This window comes from Indolivaga macrotermitis (genome assembly GCF_900128985.1).
GTDB lineage: Bacteria > Bacteroidota > Bacteroidia > Bacteroidales > Dysgonomonadaceae > Dysgonomonas_A > Dysgonomonas_A macrotermitis.
Genome location: NZ_FQUC01000025.1, coordinates 12,345 through 31,581 on the forward strand (window position 1 = coordinate 12,345; position 19,237 = coordinate 31,581).

The window sequence follows — 19,237 nt, forward strand, 5'->3', positions numbered from 1 at the left end:
CTTAATAAAGAATAAGATGAAAAATATAATTAAATATTTTGCCATATTTACATTGTTATGTCTTACAAGCGGGTTACACACAGCTTGTGATGATGACAATAGCTCATACAGTAAATATCCTGCTCCTGTCATAGCAGACATTAGTCATAAAGAAGGATTTCCGGGTTCCATAGTAACTATTACAGGAACTGAGTTCGGTAGTGAGCGTACCGAAAGAGTTGGTCGCGTCTATTTTGGAGGTATAGAAGCTACCGAATATGTAAGCTGGTCTAATACCGAAATTAAAGTTAAAGTACCAAATAATGGAGTAACCGGCAAGCTAACCTTGTGGGTATGGAAAAATCATGTTGAAACAACGGACGAATTTACTTGTATTCCCGGAGCCAGAATTCAAGCTATTCAACCAGCTTTGGGATTACCTGGCGAAACAGTAACTATTGTCGGTAGTAATTTCCAGAATGTAGATATATCTCAAATCAAAGTTGACTTTAATGGCTCTTTAGGTACTGCCACATCTGCTACTAATACTGCAATCGATGTAGTTATTCCGGAAGGTGCAAAAACAGGGCCTGTTGTACTAACATTTGAAGGTTCACAAACTGTGACCGGTCCTAATTTTACAGTCGGAACAATTCATGTAGACGATATCATACTTAATCTTTGGGATTATGTAACTACATCTGGCACAATAAAAGTTGCTGCTAATCCTGAAAATTATATTGACGGAACTAAAGATGCCGCTTATGTTATTTATGAATTTACTGTTCCGGTCAGCGCTAAATACAATGCTTCACTTATGGCATCTACAAATCAGACTTATGCGACTTATTTAAACGTAGATATAGGCACAGACGCTCTCCTTTTGGGCGAAAAAATGCTTGACCACTCCCTATCCCAACAAGTCACAAAACAAGGTTGGAGTAAATTTGAACAACATAATTATGGAGCGTTTATTCTGAAAGCAGGAACTAAATATTATCTGAAAGCTACTTTCCTTGCTGATGGGACTTCGTGGGTAGCTAATGTAAATGAAATAAAAATAGTTCTTGCCGAAGACCAAAGTGTTGAAGGTATTGATGTGGAGGGTGAAAATAATTTAGGTTATAATCTTTACCAGAATGATTTTAATAACGGTACTACATTACTCCCATTTTCAGCATCTTGGGCTTGGGAACCTAATTATATTAAGGTTGTGGATCAATATGCGGAGTTCTATTATAATCAGGCGGCTTTAGACGCAGATGATCGACGTGAAAGAAGAGGATGCGAATTGGTGTGTGGATTTAAAACAACAACAGATGGTTGGTATGGCTTTAAAATATTCTTACCGGAAGGAAAATTCCCTACGAATGTTGATGGTTCCATCATAGCACAGATCTTCAATAGCGGAGATGCCAATACTTGGGCTGGACATTTGAAAATCAATCAAAATAAGTTGGTCGCTACTTATAGGGGGTCTGCTGCTGCATCTGCAGCAATAGACCGTGAAGTTGGAACATTGACATGGGGTAAATGGATACCTATAGTTCTCTATTTTAAGGCAGGACGAAATAGTAAAGGGCTTATCCGTGTATGGATGGGCGACAATATAGCAGAAGCTAGTCCTACGTTTGATTCAGGCCCTATCAATTTTGCTTTTGGAAACTGGATTGATGATAATACACTAAATGGGACTATGACGCCAGACAATCCTGTTGCCGATTATCTTGGAGGAAAGTGGGGATTGTATGTTTCATCTGGAGGTGACCGTACCATCCGTTATGATGACCTGAAAATATTGGAAGGCAATCCTATTGGAGCTTTTGATATTGTTAAGCCAGGAAATTGATATAGGTCTATAATTCTATTTTATACATATCATAGCCTGAAGTCAACCTTTTGGCTATGATATTATTACTTTACAATCAATATATTAATAGGCTATTAGAAATATTGTAAGCTTTAAAACATATACACTTGAAGGTTGGGAAAGTTCCACAATGTAGAGATTAGCCTTCCGACAGACTTTTAATGGTGGTTTGGTACCGGTAACAATTCGATGTCTATTAAGCCGGGAAACTATGAAATTTTATTTGGAGGGGCATCATCGGATGAAAAGTTAAACAGAGTAATGATAACATTGAAATGATTCAATTATGCAAAAATTAATCCTATTATCTATAGTATTATTAGGCCTTATTCATAAATCGTGGGCTGCAGGAGATAACGATTTCCCATTTCCTGGGCGTATTAGCTATGATTCAAGATGCCTTCAGATAGAAGGACAGGACACATTTATTTACAGTGGAGCATTCCATTATTATCGTTGTCCCAAAGAATTGTGGGCAGACCGCTTTCGTAAGATCAAAGAAGCAGGGTTCAATAGTGTAGAAACTTATGTTCCATGGAACTATCATGAGCGCCGGATGCCATCTTCTGCGAACGATTACTCGAATATAGACTTATCTGAACTGGAAGAATGGATGACAATGGCCGAAGATTTTGGCTTTTATATCATCATACGCCCAGGTCCATACATCTGCTCAGAATGGGACGGCGGAGGATTTCCGCAATGGTTAGCGTCTAAGCGCCCTGATATACCAAAACAAGAGGAAATGTGGCTGCAAACTGATGATCCTGAATTTCTAAAGTGGAACAAGCATTGGTATGCCGCAGTTACAAAGATTGTTGCTCCACACCAGATTACAAGGAAAAAAGCTGGTAGTTCGGGAGTCATTATGTTTCAGGTAGAAAATGAATATGAACGTTTGAAATTACCTAACAATATGAAACGTGGATACCTCGAAGAATTAGTGACATATGCCCGTGATGGAGGTATTGAGGTTCCGATATTTACGTGTTGGACAACACAGTCTCGTAATGTACAAGAAGGTCCTTTGAAAGGAGTTTTTGATTTTGTAAATCAATATCCTAAATGGGATATTCGCAAAAATATGGATCGTTTTACTACAAGGCAAAAAAACGATCAGCCTAATGCTCCCCTAATGACAGGAGAACTACAAGGCGGATGGTATTCAGAGGTCGGAGGAATACTTGGAAAAGACCAAGAAGGAGTAAATGCAATTCAAACTCAGAACCTGACATTATATACTATCCAGTTAGGCTACAGCCTTATTAATTATTATATGCTTTGTGGTGGAACAAACTTCGATGATTGGGCTTCACGCGAAACAACAAGCACCTATGATTTTGCTGCGGCAATTCAGGAGAATGGTGGTGTTAATGAAAAATATCGTCGTATGAGTGGGATCGGGTCGATGTTAAAAGACCACGGAGCCCGGCTTATTCGTTCCGAATTGCAAAAAACAGAATCGATCGTTTCTGATTCAACGGTAGAAGTACAAATGAGACGTTCGGCCGATGGAAGCCGTTATTATTTTATTCGGACAGAAGACCGTACAAAAAGCCATAATGGAACAATACTGATAAAAGAAGAAAATGGAGATCAAATAGCTTTCAGCTACGAACTGGAACCTTTTGGCTCAAGAATATTTTATTTACCTCCGGGAGCAACAGACTCCAGGGAGGGGGAATGGTATCCCAAACTATCGGTACCTATACCCCGTCCGGCATACTTGCCTCAAATTATTAAACCGAGTAAAATATGGAAACGAACTGATGTTGCTTCATCCGAATGGAAAACATTAAAACCTGATATCACAATAGATAGATATGGTGTATATGACCGTCATTTTGTATATTATCGGATTAATGTTCCCGCCGGAAAAGAATTTGTAATAGGGCGGATAGGAGATCAGTTAATAAACAAGAGTAAAAAAGATGTAGTACTTGTCTCTACTGGCGGCAAATTGTTAGAGCCGATTTCTGAAGATCAGGAAACTATTACTTTCAGAATGCCTTCCAATGAAAAAGAAGCACTTCTTTTATTTGAAAACAGAGGATTACATCATCATACTAACCTGTTAGTAGAACAACATTGGTTAAATGGAATAAAATGGGTTAAGGTTGATGGCAAAGCCATCCCTTTAAAATTTATTGCTGATGAAAAATCAAAAGGGTTAATGTACTCTTCCTCTAATTTTATTCTTAATAAGGAATGGCATATAGCCTCGATCGGAGCAGACGAAAATATAGTTTCTGATAACCTGTTGACATGGTATCATTTTTCGTTTGAACTACCAGAGAAAGAAAAAAAGATTTGGTTTCCATGGCATCTGAAAATAAAAGCAAAAGGAAACGGATTTATTTATCTGAACGGGCATTGTATCGGACGATACTGGGAAGAAGGACCGCAAGAACTTTTTTTTCTTCCTGAATGTTGGCTGACATTTGGCAATGGAGAAAAAAATGCGATAACAATAAGCTTAAGACCAACTGATAATGGTTCATATTTGAAAAATATAGAGATCCAACCGGATTATGAAGTTGGCGAGTTTAGACCATAAATAATACGATAAAAAATTTAAATTCTAAAAATAACAGAAAACAAAAAATACAATATAAGCATGAAACAAAGAATTTTATATTTATTGATAATGATATTATATGGAGTATCACTCTCTTCCCAAGTAATCGACGTTAAATCGAAAGGAACACCTTTAGACCATTATTGGAGTGTCGGCGTAGGTGCTGGCAGGGTTAACGAAGGGCTTCGTTCGGGATGGCAAGAGCACTTGGCTCTGGTAAAAGAACATTGTGGATTCCGATATGTTCGTATGCATGGTTTGTTTCATGATGATATGTTTGTTTGTTTTGAAAAACCCGATGGTAAGACCGTTTATAACTGGCAGTATATTGATGAAGTATTTGACCGGATGCTTGACGCGGGTGTAAAACCATTTGTTGAATTAGGCTTTTTCCCTCAAAGTATTGCGGCAAAGAACAGTAAAACTCAATTTTGGTGGAAAGGAAATGTATCTGTAGATAAAAATAATTTTGATAAATGGTATAGTTTGATCTATGCCTTTACTCAACATGTTGTTGACAGATACGGGATAAACGAAGTATTAGCATGGTATTTTGAAGTTTGGAACGAACCCAACCTAACAGGAACAGGTGCATTTTTTCATGGAACTAAAAGTGATTATTTCCGTTTATACAAAGAAGCTGTCAATGCTATTAAATCGATAGACTCCCGCCTGAAAGTTGGAGGTCCGGCAACCAGTAACTTTGTAGCAGATGAGCGCCACAAAGGAGAAATTATGGATCACTCGAAATCAATTTTTTATTCACAGGATGTAATTAATTCCAAACAGTGGGAAGGTGTTTGGATTGAAGATTTTCTTCGTTATTGTGAAAAAGAAAAACTTCCTGTCGATTTTATCTCTACTCATCCTTACCCTACTGATTACGCTTTAGATCCGGAGACCGGACGCAGCAAAGATGCGATTCGTTATGTACACTCTCTCAAGGATGATATCAATTGGCTTCGAAAAACATTAGCAAATAGTAAGTTCCCAGATGCGGAAATTCATTTGACGGAATGGAGTACAAGTCCTAATAGCCGGGATAAAATGCACGATCTATTACCGCCTGCAGCATATATCCTTCAATCTAACCTGGAATGTGTTAACTTAGTAAATTCATTGATGTATTGGACATTTACAGATGTGTTTGAGGAAAAAGGCGGAGGTGAATCAATCTTTCACGGTGGTTTTGGCATGATTAATTTTCAGGGAATTGTTAAACCTTCATTCCATGCTTATCGTATGCTCAATAAGCTAGGTGATGAGTTATTATGGAATGCTACATCTTTGACTGTTAGCCGTCATTCCGGCAATGGAAAGATAACAGCATTGGCTTATAACTATCCGGATGAATATATCGAGACCGTACCTTCTGCCAAAAATGCGGATAATTACATGAACGCTTCGTCTAGGCATATAAATTTAGAATTGAGAAATCTAAAGCCTAATTCAATATTCGAGCTGGAGATACTAGATGAAGACAATGGTAATGCCTTCAAGTTCTATAAAGAAATCAATTCCCCCCAGTCGCCAACACGACTGGAAACTGCTCTATTAAAGCAGAAAGCATGGGATACTAAAAAAGAACTGATAAAAACCGATCAGGATGGAACTTTAACCTTCTCACGTGAACTTACTCCTTGGTGTTGTATTTTGATTAAAGAATTATAATCGTGAAAAAAATAATATTAACTTTTTTAATTTTCCTACCTTTTGTCTGTTACTCAAAAGATAGCAAATCCCATCCTTGTCTTTATGTGAGTAATGATGATAAATCTGTAATAATTAAGAAGATTCAGAATGAAGAATGGGCTGGTAAAGTATGGCAAAGAATAAGAGGTGGAATTGATGTTTATGTAGATAGACATCAAAACGATCCGCAATGGATACTTTCACGTATAGCCATGTATTGGAAAGAGGGGGAAAGATTTACACAATGTTATCTAAAAAATGAGGTTTGGGACTATGGTACAGGAAATGCTCCTGTACCAACCCTCCGTTTGCCAGGTATGCGCAAATGGAATGACTATAACAATGTTCCGTTGGATGAACGTATACCATACAACGAAACCGGAGATATGATGGGATTAAGCCGTTCGAATCCGACAGCAAAACCAGTCTTGGTCCCATACAAAGAATCGGGACATATGATAAGAGGCAACAACAAAGAGATTCTGTCGCTGGCCGAAAAAGCGGCCTTTGTATACTGGATAACGGGAGAAGACAAATATGCAGAATTTGCATCTGACATTTATTGGAAATGCATACTTGGCATTTATTACATGAACCCACCTCTCGATCCTGAGAAATCATCCAAAGGTGTAGGAGGATATGAACCGGGAGGAATTCTTGGTTATTATGATTATGAGCAGATACACGATGATTTGCAAGTCTATTTGACTGGAATCTACGACTTACTATTTGATTATTTAGTCGAGCACCCTGACAGACAATCATCTGTAATAGGAAAAGATGTAGTCTCTATAAGTAGCGAGGTCTTTAAACGATTTATTGACATAGGTTTAGTACGTGGTGGAAGAACCGGGAACTGGAATGTAAACGGATTTGACCTTATTCTTCGAAGTATGTTAGTGTTGGAAAACAATACTTATTATGCCGATGGTAAAGGAATGGATTATTATCTTCCTTTTTATACTACAAATACGACGGAATATCACGATGCGTTGCCAGATATACTGAAAGTGTACGACCCTGTTACCGGATTATGGCCTGAGGCTCCAGGGTATGCGAGTGGAACAATTGGCTCACTTGTCAACCTTGCATTACCAATATATAGGAGTGGAATAAATACCATTGCAGATTATCCGATGATTCAAAAAGCAGCTTTGGCTAATCTGAACTGGCTCGATGTACGAGGTAACTTAGTTGTTTTTGGTGATATGAGAGGAGGACCACTTAGTTATAACACATTTGAGCGTTTACTTACATATTATACTTGGGTAAATGATCTGGAAAATGCAAAAAAAGTAGCTTCAATAATTAGAAAAGGAATTGATTCAGGACAATATAGCCGAACCCAAACCGATTGGGTTGGGTTATGCCTTAATCAGCCGTTACCTGAAACCGATAGTACCATGCTACCATACAACCGTGTGGTATATTCCCCGGTACATCGTCATTTAATAATGAAGAACCGGAACGATGAACAAAACGGATTAATGTTCACCTTGTATGGTGGAGAAAATGGAAAGCACCTCTCCCCGAACGGTTTGGCGATGCAGTTATACGGAAAAGGTTGGGCGCTGGCTCCTGATGCAGCTGCTTATGAATCTTATTGGAGTAAAGATGCAAAATACCACCAATCTGCAACCGGATCAAATACAATACTTCCGGGCTATACAGCTGGAGAAATAGTTGTCAATGCGATGGATCCGTTTGTCGCATCCGATGAATTTACCAATAAGAATACAATTTCCGAATCATATTCATTCGCTGATGTTTCGGCTGATGAAAAAAGACGTTTGGTGGCTATGGTACGTACATCCCCTATAACAGGATATTACATAGATATCTTCAGGTCCGATCAGCCCAACAATGATTATCTGTACCATAATCTGGGGAATGAAATGAAGTTGTATGACATAAAAGGAAATAGGATACAGCAAGAAGAATCTGTGAATGATTTAGACACAGTATATAATGCGGCCTATAGTTATTTCGCGAACATTAAAAAATCAATGCACACCGGCGATTTTCGTGCCGTATGGGATATTACAACCGTTTTTCCGGCTATTAAGATGGAAATGTGGATGATTGGGCAGAAAAATAGGACAATCTACACGATGGATGCGCCTCCCACAACATTATTAAATAATATAACACCAGGAGATGTAAATAAAAGCCCTCAACCCACCCCGAGCCTGATTGTGCGTCAGAACAACAATAATGCAAAGGACAATCCCTTTATTGGGGTCTTTGAACCTTATAATGAAGGACAAAGATCGGTACAAAAAGTCTCAGAAATGGCTGCGCAAGGCGATTTTATCAGTCTTTTGGTAGAATCAAAAGACAGCAGGCAATATATATGTAGTTCCATTAATGAAAAAACTCATTCACCGATAAAAGGTATCTCATTTAAAGGCATATTTGGAATTGTATCTGTTAATAAAAAAGGTTTCGAAGCTCTCTATCTGGGAAAAGGCTATACGATCAGTTATGGCAAATATATAATTGAATCTTTATCAGGCGATGCATCCGCAGAATTGAGAGCAGACAATGGCATCTATTATTATTCATCGGATAAACCTGTAAAGATTACTATAAACAACAAAGTACAGGAAATGCCGGCGGGATATAATGTGAAACTAAGTGGATTTTAATGACATCATGAAAAGACAAATAATATTCTTCTCAATTTTTTTATATACAGTATTTACTTATTCTCAGCAAGAAACCAGACTTTGGTATTCTGCTCCGGCTAAAGAATGGACAGAAGCCTTACCTGTGGGCAATGGACGTTTAGGGGGTATGGTATATGGGACACCATTGCGGGAAGAGATTCAGATAAATGAAGAAACTGTATGGGGAGGAGGCCCTCATCGTAATGATAATCCTGCTGCTTTACCAGCCCTTTCCAAAGTCCGTCAATTAGTCTTCGAAGGCAAGAATATGGAAGCCCAAAACATGATAGACCAAGAGTTTAAGACACCACGTAACGGGATGCCCTATCAGACTATAGGCAGCCTTTTCTTGGACTTCGGGGGACATGAAAATTATACTGAATATTACCGTGAACTTGATTTGTCACGAGCGGTAGCTATGACCAGATATAAGGTGGGAAATATAACTTATACACGGGAGATTCTATCTTCATTTTCTGACAATATAATTGTAATGAAAATCTCTTCCAGTCAAAGAGGAGGGCTTAAATTCAGAGCCTCATATAATTCACCGATGTCGGGTTTTAGCGTAAAAAAAGACGGAAACAGGCTATTACTAATTGGTGTTGGCAGTGAGCATGAGGGAGTGAAAGGTGTCGTACAGTTCGAAAATCAAACATTCATAAAAACAACAGATGGCAAGGTGACTGTCAATGCGGATAATATTGAGGTGGTAAACGCCAGCGAAGCTTTTGTTTATATATCAGCTGCCACAAATTTTATCAATTACGAGAATGTAAGCGGAAACGCTCATAAAAAAGCGACTGATTTACTAAATAAAGCCTTGAATAAAGCCTATGACACAATATTGAATGATCATATAGTAATGTACCGGAAGCAATATGACAGGGTACAAATAAATCTGGGGCAATCGAAGGGTTATAATAGGGAAACAGACAAACGCTTGAAATCTTTTCATTTGGACAACGATCCAGGCTTAACTTCCCTCCTTTTCAATTATGGGCGTTACCTGTTAATCAGCAGTTCACAACCAGGTGGACAACCTGCCAATCTGCAAGGGATATGGAATGATAAACCTCTGGCTCCCTGGGATGGGAAATATACGGTAAACATCAACCTGCAAATGAATTACTGGCCGTCAGACGTGACCAACCTTAGCGAAACGAATGAACCGCTCTTTAAGATGTTAAAAGAATTATCTGTTTCTGGACAGCAGACAGCCAAAACAATGTATAATGCTAGAGGATGGGTACTACATCACAATACCGATATATGGCGATCGACAGGCCTGGTCGACAAGGCTTTTTGGGCAATGTGGCCCAATGGCGGAGCTTGGCTATGCCAGCATCTCTGGCAACATTATCTTTACACAGGAGATAAAGACTTCTTGAAAGAATATTATCCGGTAATGAAGGGCTCGGCGGATTTTTTTCTTGATTTTCTCGTAGAACATCCTCGCTACAAATGGTTTGTAACAGTCCCTTCTAATTCACCGGAACATGGTCCACATGGAGATGAAAAAAATAATTCATGGACTACAACAGCCGGCTCTACGATGGATAATCAGATAGCTTTTGACATTTTATCCAATACCTTATTGGCAGCTCAATCACTAAATATAGACAGTGATTTTCAACAACGATTGAAAAATATGATCGGACGTTTGGCTCCTATGCAAATTGGTCAGTATAATCAGTTACAAGAATGGCTCGAAGACGTTGACGACCCGAAAAGCCAACATCGACATGTGTCGCATCTGTATGGATTATATCCAAGCAATCAGATATCTCCCTATACACATCCCAGCCTTTTTCAGGCTGCAAAGAGATCCCTGATATACCGGGGCGATAAGGCCACTGGATGGTCTATCGGTTGGAAGATCAATCTATGGGCTCGTTTACAGGATGGCAACCATGCCTACAAGATTATATCGAACCTAATCTCTGAGCGAACCTATCCGAATCTGTTTGATGCACATCCTCCTTTTCAGATAGATGGTAACTTTGGTTATACCGCCGGCGTTGCGGAAATGCTTTTACAAAGTCACGACGGAGCAGTCCATCTGCTACCAGCATTACCCGATTATTGGGAAAGCGGGGAGGTGAAAGGTCTATGCGCTCGTGGTGGTTTTGAGGTTGATATTGAATGGGAAGACGGACAACTTTCGTCTGCAAAAATAGTGTCAAAAAAAGGTGGCAACCTTAGGCTAAGATCTTTTACTCCATTAAAGGGAGACGGATTAAAAAATGCCAAAGGAAACAATATTAATCCGCTATTTCCGATAGCCGAAATAAAACAACCACTGGTGTCGGATAAAATTACAATAGAAATGCCAATGTTATATAAAGTATTTGAATACGATGTAATAACAGAACCGGGAAAAGAATACCTGATAGAAAGATATACTTATTAAAGTGACTAAAAATGAAACAAATATATACATATCTATTTCTTTCGCTTTCCATGTGTTGCCAAATTTCAATAGCTCAACAAACAGGAAAATGGGGTGATCAAGGGGATGGAACATTCCGCAACCCGGTAATCGCCGCTGATTTCAGTGATCCCGATCCGGTGCGCGTAGGCGATGATTATTATATGGTTTCCTCTACTTTCGAGAGCTATCCGGGCGTTTCGGTTTTGCATTCTAAAGACCTCGTGAACTGGAAAATTGTTGGAGCTGCATTGACTGATTTAGTTGCGGTAGACAGTGCCTATAGCGTTAAACGCATGGAGCGCTACAATGGCGGAGCCTATGCCCCCACAATTACTTATCACAATAATACATTTTACATCTACGTAAATTTGTACACCGATGGATTTTATGTGGCTACGGCAATCAACGCTAAAGGTCCGTGGAAAAGCAGGTATATAAGAGATAAAAACGGTAAGCCGCTAAAAGTAACAAGGTGGAGCGATCCTTGTCCGTTTTGGGACGAGGACGGCAAGGCTTATCTGGTTAGTAGCCGTCCGGGACGCGACTATTGGTATAGCTACATATTCCAGATGTCTGCCGATGGAACAACCTTACTAGATGCCGATTCGGCACATCTGGCACAAAGTAATGTGTTGTATCAGTATCCCGATGGAGGGACGGTGATATCACCCTATCATTCCAGCGAAGGAAACCGAATATTTAAGCGCAACGGCTATTATTATCTCCAGCATATTGAATTTACAAATCAGGGGCAGGGTGAAGGTACTTATATTTTCCGTTCAAAAAATCTCTATGGAACATTGCCCGATGGTAGCCCCGGCAAGCCGGGAGTTCCTGGAAAATACGATGTTCATGTGGTAGAAAAAGTCACAAGCCGGGATAATTTGCGATTGCCCGGACAAGGCGGTTATGTGAGCACACCCGAAGGGCAATGGTATTGGATGGGACAATTTACCAAAGACGGGGCCGAAGGCAGACCTCCCTGCTTATTACCAGTAACATGGATTGATGATTGGCCGGTAATAGGTTCGCAAATAAATAATATGGAAGGACAGATGGCTTGGCAATTGCCAAAACCCATTGATGGCTATCCAACTTCATTACCCCATGGTAGCGATGACTTCGACAATAAACAACTCAATTTACGCTGGATGTGGAATCATCAGCCTAGAAATAACCGATGGTCACTCAATGAGAGGCCAGGCTATCTTCGGTTACATGCATTTCCAACTGTAGATAAAGGAGGTTTTTTCAAAGCCGGAAATACAATCAATCAACGCTATATGCGTAGCGACACTGTTGTTGTAACAGTGAAAATTGATATTGATAATATGGCTGACGGACAAAATGCAGGGCTTGCCCACTTTAATGGAGGTAAATTTTACGCTTCGATCGGATTGGTAATGCATGGGAAGAATAATAAAAGATTGAAATATGAGTCTAATGGAAAAATCGTAGATGGCAACAGATTGGAATCAGGTCAAAAAACAATCTATTTACGAACTTGTGTCGGATTCGACAATATGGCAAGTTTCCAATACAGCCTCGATGGTTTTAATTTCACAACATTGGGAAACCATTATAAATTGACACCAGCCAATTTCAGAGGGGATATGATTGGTATCTATACTTATAACGATAACGCAGATGCCGGTTTTATAGATATTGACTGGTTTAAATATGATGTAAGCAATAACTAAAAAATCATCCCATAAAAACGTTCTTGAATAATGAAGAAACTATTAAATATTTTGATTTTGTTTTGTTTATTCACAATTGGGCTGCAAGCTCAAATCATTATAGAGTCTACCCGGTCACAGGTAACGTCTCCGGACGGTAAATATGTCTTCGATACTTATCAGAAAGAATTTCCAAAAGGGGAAAAACAGCTCTATTATACTCTCTCATATAATAACAAAACCGTTATCGAAGAATCAGAATTAGGTGTATTAATAGAAAATCAACTATTTGAATCAGCGTTAGCTATCCCAAACGATACTTTTAAAATATGGGGAGAAAACCTTACCCTGACAGGAAAAACAGTAAATAATGTAAATACTGTATGGAAACCTGTATATGGAGAACACGCTACTATTCGAGACCATTACAATGAATTAACTCTCAAATTCTTCAAATCCGGTGAAAATACAGGAGAACATGAAGGGGGGTACGACAAACGCCGGTACTATATGATGAACTTTATTATCCGTGCCTATAACGACGGAATTGCGTTCCGTTATCACTTCCCTGAAGCGACAAACGGATTATTCCTTCATATAACCGGAGAACAAACACAGTTCACATTACCCGAAGGTACAATGGCATATTATGAGCGCTGGGCACAAGGGCCATATTCGCTTTTGCCTTTGAAAGACTGGACAGACGAGTGCGAGCGCCCTTTAACGATGAAACTGCAAAATGGATTAACAGTTGCTCTTGGCGAAGCAGAAATGATCGATTATGCCCGTATGAAATTCCGACTGAATGATAAAAAAGCAAATACATTACAGGCATCATTATATAGTTCAGTGGACGTTATCACTCCATATAGCACTCCCTGGCGTGTAATTATGGCAGCAGAAAAGGCAACCGACCTGATAGCTAACAACGATATAATATTAAATCTTAATCCCGAAAATAAGATAAAAGATACCTCATGGATAAAACCCGGAAAAGTAATGCGTGTTGCTAAACTGACACAGGAAGACGCTAAAAAATGTGTTGACTTTGCTGCCGAACGTGGTCTTCAATATATTCACATCGATGCAGGCTGGTATGGACCTGAAATGAGTATGAGTTCAGATGCCACAACAGTTGCCGAAAACAAAGATTTCGATATCCCGGCATTGGCTGCCTATGCTTCATCGAAAGGCATCGGCCTGATGGTATATGTCAATCAGCGTGCACTTGTACAGCAGTTGGATGAAATACTCCCTCTTTATAAAAAATGGGGTATTAAGGGTATTAAATTCGGTTTTGTACAAATTGGCAATCAGCATTGGAGTACATGGCTGCATGATGCCGTAAGAAAATGTGCCGAATATGAAATGCTGGTTGATATTCACGATGAATACCGCCCCACAGGTTTCAGCCGTACCTATCCCAATCTTATGACTCAGGAAGGAATTCGAGGGAATGAGGAAATGCCGGATGCAACACATAATACGATATTGCCGTTTACACGTTTCCTTGCAGGCGCGGGGGATTATACAATTTGTTATTACAACAACAGGATAAAAACGACTCATGCCCATCAACTGGCAATGGCTGCCGTTTATTACAGCCCGTTACAGTTCCTGTACTGGTACGATCAGCCATCGGCATATACCGGAGAACCCGAAATAGAGTTCTTTGACAAAGTAAAAACACTTTGGGACGATACGAAAGCAATAGATGGAGATATAGGGGAGTTTGTTACGATTGCGCGCCGCAGTGGTGAAGATTGGTTTTTAGGTACAATAGGTAATAACGAGGCTCGCAGCATTGTTACTCCCCTTTCTTTCCTTGACGAAGGACAAAAATATATCGCTAACATCTACACGGATGACGATAAGATAGAAACCAAAACAAAAGTAAAAGTTACCCGGCTGATTGTAGACAATACATCCAGTCTGCAATTCCGGCTAAAAGCAAGCGGTGGTTGTGCTATACATTTTACTCCTGCAACAAAAGAAGATGTAAAGAAAAATAAAGCATACAAGAAAAATCAGATTTTATAAAAGAAGAAAAGACTAAAGCGAACCATGAGAAAGCTACCTATCATACTACTATTATTTATCTTCGTCTGTAATTCGGTTTATGGGCAGCAGATTCCATTACCATCGAATCTTCCACAAGGTCATCCCTGCCTAATGGCTACTGATGATTACAAGCCCCAATTGGAAAAGCAGCTAAAGCAAGATATATGGGCAAAAGAGGTAATGCAAGGGATTTTAGACAGGATAAATCCCTATGTAGAGAAAACACAAAAAGAACCCGACTGGCTTTATTCACGACTGATGATGTACTGGGAAAGCCATGCTACACAGGTATATATCAATGGTGGAGCTTATTCCCATGCCGAGGGCAAAGCGCCTGTTCCTACTGTCCGTTTCGGTAGCACACGTGGGATAAGTTCATCTTTCAGTCGTCCGAAGATAGAAGATATTGTTCCTTACATGGACGATACCAGAGGGGTGTACTTTCATAATTCATCAAAAGAAGGAAGACCTTTAGAATGGGTAGACCAATCAAATGTATCAGGCTCCAGTATAGAAAGTGTCAATGAAGAAATCATGCGAATCGGCAAAGATGCAGCATTTATATACTGGATTACCGATGATGAAAAATATGCCAAATTTGCTTTCGACCTGTTTGATACCTATATGACAGGCATGTACTATCGTAGCGAACCGATAGACCTAGGTAACGGTCATGCGCAGACACTTGTTGGAATGTCCACATTCGAAGTAATACAGGAACGTATTCTCAATGAACTAGCTTATCTCTATGATTTTATTCATCCTTATGTAAAAACAAAACATAGTGATAAGATGGGCATGTATGACTCTACATTAAAAAAATGGATAGACCTGAGTATAAAAAATGGCGTACCCCATAACAATTGGAACCTTCATAAATCAAAGTTTATACTTAAAGTGGCAATGGTTTTAGAAGATAATAAGAACTATACAGACGGTAAAGGACGCGAATATTATATCGACTATATATTGAATAAGACATCCGCCCGTCAATGGTCACTGACCGACTTTATGAAATACGGCTACGACTACAATACAGGCATATGGAACGAATGTCCCGGATATGCACAGGGAGTAACCAAAGACCTGACTAATTTTATCCGTGATTATGATAATACTTTCAATCAGAATTTATTACCATATATGCCTGTAATGGAAAAAGCGGTGGAAATGCTTCCTCAATACTTGTTCCCCAATAAGCAGATAACAGCCTTTGGTGATACATACTATGGAGGTATTAATACAGAAGCGATGAGCGATATGGTCCGTATGGCACAAAAGCATGGCATTAAGGATAAAGAGGTATTGTTTACCAGAATGTACAAGTTGTTTGAGCCAAATGCAGAACAACAAAATACCGGTGCACAGAAGCTAGCCCCACAGGTTGCATCGTTCTTTACCAGCAAGCCGCTTGTGTTGGATAAGAATATAGAAAAAGGCAAACCTGGTGATTATATCACACAAACATTTTATGCTCCGAATGTAAGCTGGTTTGTACAACGTAATAAATACGATGACAAGCAAAACGGTATGATGATATCCCAATATGCCTCTTATGGTAACCATGCACACAGTAACGGCGTAGCGATGGAACTATACGGTAAAGGTTATATACTAGGTGCAGAATCGGGCATTGGCTCATCTTATTTCGAAAAACCCTATCTGGAATATTACTCGCAATTCCCTGCCCATAATACGGTAATGGTAGATGGTATCTCGAAATATCCTGAGATGCTGAGTAATCATCCATTCGATTTATTGGGCAGCTATCCCGAATCGAACCAAAAGGAAGGTTATTATCCTGATATAACATATTCGGATGTGTATTTCTTAGAACCGGAAAGCCGCAGCGATCAGAACCGTTTGTTAAGCATTATCAGCACAAGTGAAACGACAGGCTATTATGTGGATATTTTCCGTTCGAAGAAACAACGCAGTGGAGATAAGTTTCACGACTATTTCTACCATAATTTAGGACAGGAACTTTTTATCCAAAATATGAAAGGTGAAAATCTTAATTTGCAGCCTAGTGATGAAATGGCTTTTGCCGGAGGACATCTGTTTGCCCTCGACTATATGTGGGATAAGAAGTCTGCAAAAACAAACGAAGATTATCAAGCGATTTGGAAAATGAGTTTCCCTAATGGCAATCATGTTTATATGAACCTATGGATGAAAGGACAGGAAGGGCGCGAGGTATTTTCCATTAAAGCTCCACCATGCAAAGCTTTTCGCAATAATAATGATTTTCCGTATGAGGTAAATAAATCGCCTTATCTGACTATTGCTGCCCGTCAACATGGCGAGGCTTGGAACCATCCTTTTGTTTCCATATTCGAACCAACTACGGAAAAAGAAGGAAAATCTATCCAGTCGATAGAATCGTTTGATGTCGCTGGTGTTTCTCCTGACTTTGTAGGATTAATAGTAAAAAGCAAATCAGGAAGGACGGATTATATATTCTCTTCAATAAAGGATGAGGATGTGTCTTACAACAACATGGCTGCTAATGGAACTTATGCCGTGATAAGTGAGAAGGGTAATGATTTTACACTCTTTTTAGGAAATGGGACATTAATACAAGGAAAAGAATTGACAATCATCTCTAACGAAAAAGTAAATGCTATACTCGAATATAAAAATGGAGAATACTTTTTTACTTCCGACAAATCAGTTGTTATTACCAAAATAGGAAATAAGCAGGTGAATGTGGACAAAACCGGTTATCAAAAGATAAAATTATGAGAAATATAATCTGATTTTTAAATAAAATAATAATTTATAAATAGCAATATTATGAGACTAGTAAACTTACTGACAGTTTTACTGTTAGCAATTATCTTTTTATCTTGTTCGAAGAAAAAGACAGATACTGGATTAGATTTTAATAACGAATTGTCGTACTGTAGCAATCAAATAAATAGGACTCTATCTGAAATTTCAGGCAAAAACATGATGCCTCGCAATATTCTGGCAAATGAAACCTCGTGGAACCTGCGTCCAATAGAAATCAGTGAATGGACAGTCGGTTTCTGGCCGGGAATCCTTTGGTATAATTATGAGAATACTAAAAACACCAATGACGCAGATGTGGCCACATACTATACCGACTTGCTGGAACCCCTGATTAAACTTCCGGCTTATGATCATGACCTCGGTTTCCAGATATTCTGCAGTTATGGGAACGCTTACCGTTTAACTGGTAATGAGAAATATAAACAGATTATCCTCAATGCAGCCGATACACTTGCTACCCTGTTCAACCCTAAGGTAGGAACTATTTTATCATGGCCCCGTGAAGTAGACAATGGACGGTTTGCTCCTCACAATACCATTATGGATAATATGATAAATCTGGAAATGTTATATTGGGCAGCTAAGAACGGAGGAGATAAAAAACTTTACGATATTGCAACAAAGCATGCGGAGACAACGATGAAATACCATTTCCGGGAAGATGGCGGGAATTATCATGTGGCAGTATATGATACCATAACCGGAGATTTCATTAAAGGTGTTACCCATCAGGGATATGCAGATAGTACACTTTGGGCCAGGGGACAAGCATGGGCTATATACGGCTACGCAATGGTATATCGTGAAACACAGGATAAGAAATTCCTGCGCTTTGCAGAAAAAGTGACTGATTTATATCTAAGCCGTCTTCCAAAAGACGAATTTGTACCATATTGGGATTTCGACGCTCCTAATATACCGAATGAACCGCGGGATGCCTCAGTGGCGGCTATAGTCGCTTCGGGATTACTTGAGTTATCACAACTGGAAGATGATTCACAAAAAGCAAAAGAATATAAAGATGCAGCAGTAAATATGCTTATAGAGCTTTCTTCTGACAAATTCCAAAGCAGAGAATCAAAACCTTCATTCCTTCTACATTCGGTAGGACATTGGCCAAACAAATCAGAGGTGGATGCTGCAATCAACTACGCAGACTATTATTATATCGAAGCCTTGATAAGGTATAAAAAAGTGATGAACGGAATATCAGTTATTGAAAATTTCAAATAATAATTCGTAATAAAAGTATAGAAGGATTGATAGATAAGATGAAAATTAATAAACCAATACTATTTTATTATTGTATAACACTCTGACTGGATATTCTCAGGTTCTTGTAAATCGTCCAAGTGAAAAAAAAATGAAGGCTTACTTGATGATCTAAAATTATAACCAAAACATATCAACACATTGACCTTTCATAAACAGAATCAGTTAAAAAAAGTTCATATTGGACTTTAATTAATTTAATAATTT

Annotated in this window: 9 protein-coding genes; all 9 read left to right on the forward strand. The window is 39.0% G+C overall.

The features are described from left to right. Nucleotides 1–16: 16 nt before the first annotated feature. The 9 genes from BUC12_RS19085 (at nt 17) to BUC12_RS19125 (ending at nt 18,991) form a co-directional block, all read left to right on the forward strand. Complete coding sequence (locus BUC12_RS19085; protein ID WP_175552654.1) at nt 17–1,828, forward strand: IPT/TIG domain-containing protein; 1,812 nt, start codon at nt 17–19, stop codon at nt 1,826–1,828. Between the two features lie 307 nt (nt 1,829–2,135). Beyond that, nucleotides 2,136–4,406, forward strand: coding sequence for a beta-galactosidase (locus BUC12_RS19090; protein WP_062184785.1), 2,271 nt, complete (start codon nt 2,136–2,138; stop codon nt 4,404–4,406). 60 nt (nt 4,407–4,466) lie between these two features. Then, the gene (locus BUC12_RS19095) at nt 4,467–6,098 is read left to right on the forward strand and encodes a GH39 family glycosyl hydrolase (protein WP_062184788.1); all 1,632 of its coding nucleotides are present in this window, start codon (nt 4,467–4,469) and stop codon (nt 6,096–6,098) included. A 2-nt stretch (nt 6,099–6,100) separates the two neighbouring features. Continuing rightward, the gene (locus BUC12_RS19100) at nt 6,101–8,767 is read left to right on the forward strand and encodes a hypothetical protein (protein WP_062184792.1); all 2,667 of its coding nucleotides are present in this window, start codon (nt 6,101–6,103) and stop codon (nt 8,765–8,767) included. 7 nt (nt 8,768–8,774) lie between these two features. Next, a complete protein-coding gene (locus BUC12_RS19105; RefSeq protein WP_062184795.1) occupies nt 8,775–11,201 on the forward strand; it encodes a glycoside hydrolase family 95 protein in 2,427 nt (808 codons plus the stop codon). 11 nt (nt 11,202–11,212) lie between these two features. Continuing rightward, nucleotides 11,213–12,922 (forward strand): glycoside hydrolase family 43 protein, encoded by a 1,710-nt coding sequence (locus tag BUC12_RS19110; RefSeq protein WP_082141955.1) that lies wholly within the window; start codon nt 11,213–11,215, stop codon nt 12,920–12,922. A 30-nt stretch (nt 12,923–12,952) separates the two neighbouring features. Further along, nucleotides 12,953–14,941 (forward strand): glycoside hydrolase family 97 protein, encoded by a 1,989-nt coding sequence (locus BUC12_RS19115; protein WP_062184801.1) that lies wholly within the window; start codon nt 12,953–12,955, stop codon nt 14,939–14,941. Nucleotides 14,942–14,965: 24 nt separating this feature from the next. Further along, nucleotides 14,966–17,707, forward strand: coding sequence for a hypothetical protein (locus tag BUC12_RS19120; protein ID WP_062184804.1), 2,742 nt, complete (start codon nt 14,966–14,968; stop codon nt 17,705–17,707). 51 nt (nt 17,708–17,758) lie between these two features. Continuing rightward, nucleotides 17,759–18,991 carry a glycoside hydrolase family 88 protein gene (locus BUC12_RS19125; protein ID WP_062184807.1) on the forward strand — a complete coding sequence of 411 codons (1,233 nt, stop codon included), beginning with the start codon at nt 17,759–17,761 and terminating at the stop codon, nt 18,989–18,991. Nucleotides 18,992–19,237 lie beyond the last annotated feature (246 nt).

Excerpts from the sequence above, each read along its gene's own strand:
- BUC12_RS19085 (WP_175552654.1), top strand. The coding sequence starts at position 17 with ATGAAAAATATAATTAAATATTTTGCCATATTTACATTGTTATGTCTT.
- BUC12_RS19090 (WP_062184785.1), top strand. The coding sequence starts at position 2,136 with ATGCAAAAATTAATCCTATTATCTATAGTATTATTAGGCCTTATTCAT.
- BUC12_RS19095 (WP_062184788.1), top strand. The coding sequence starts at position 4,467 with ATGAAACAAAGAATTTTATATTTATTGATAATGATATTATATGGAGTA.
- BUC12_RS19105 (WP_062184795.1), top strand. The coding sequence starts at position 8,775 with ATGAAAAGACAAATAATATTCTTCTCAATTTTTTTATATACAGTATTT.
- BUC12_RS19110 (WP_082141955.1), top strand. The coding sequence starts at position 11,213 with ATGAAACAAATATATACATATCTATTTCTTTCGCTTTCCATGTGTTGC.
- BUC12_RS19115 (WP_062184801.1), top strand. The coding sequence starts at position 12,953 with ATGAAGAAACTATTAAATATTTTGATTTTGTTTTGTTTATTCACAATT.
- BUC12_RS19120 (WP_062184804.1), top strand. The coding sequence starts at position 14,966 with ATGAGAAAGCTACCTATCATACTACTATTATTTATCTTCGTCTGTAAT.
- BUC12_RS19125 (WP_062184807.1), top strand. The coding sequence starts at position 17,759 with ATGAGACTAGTAAACTTACTGACAGTTTTACTGTTAGCAATTATCTTT.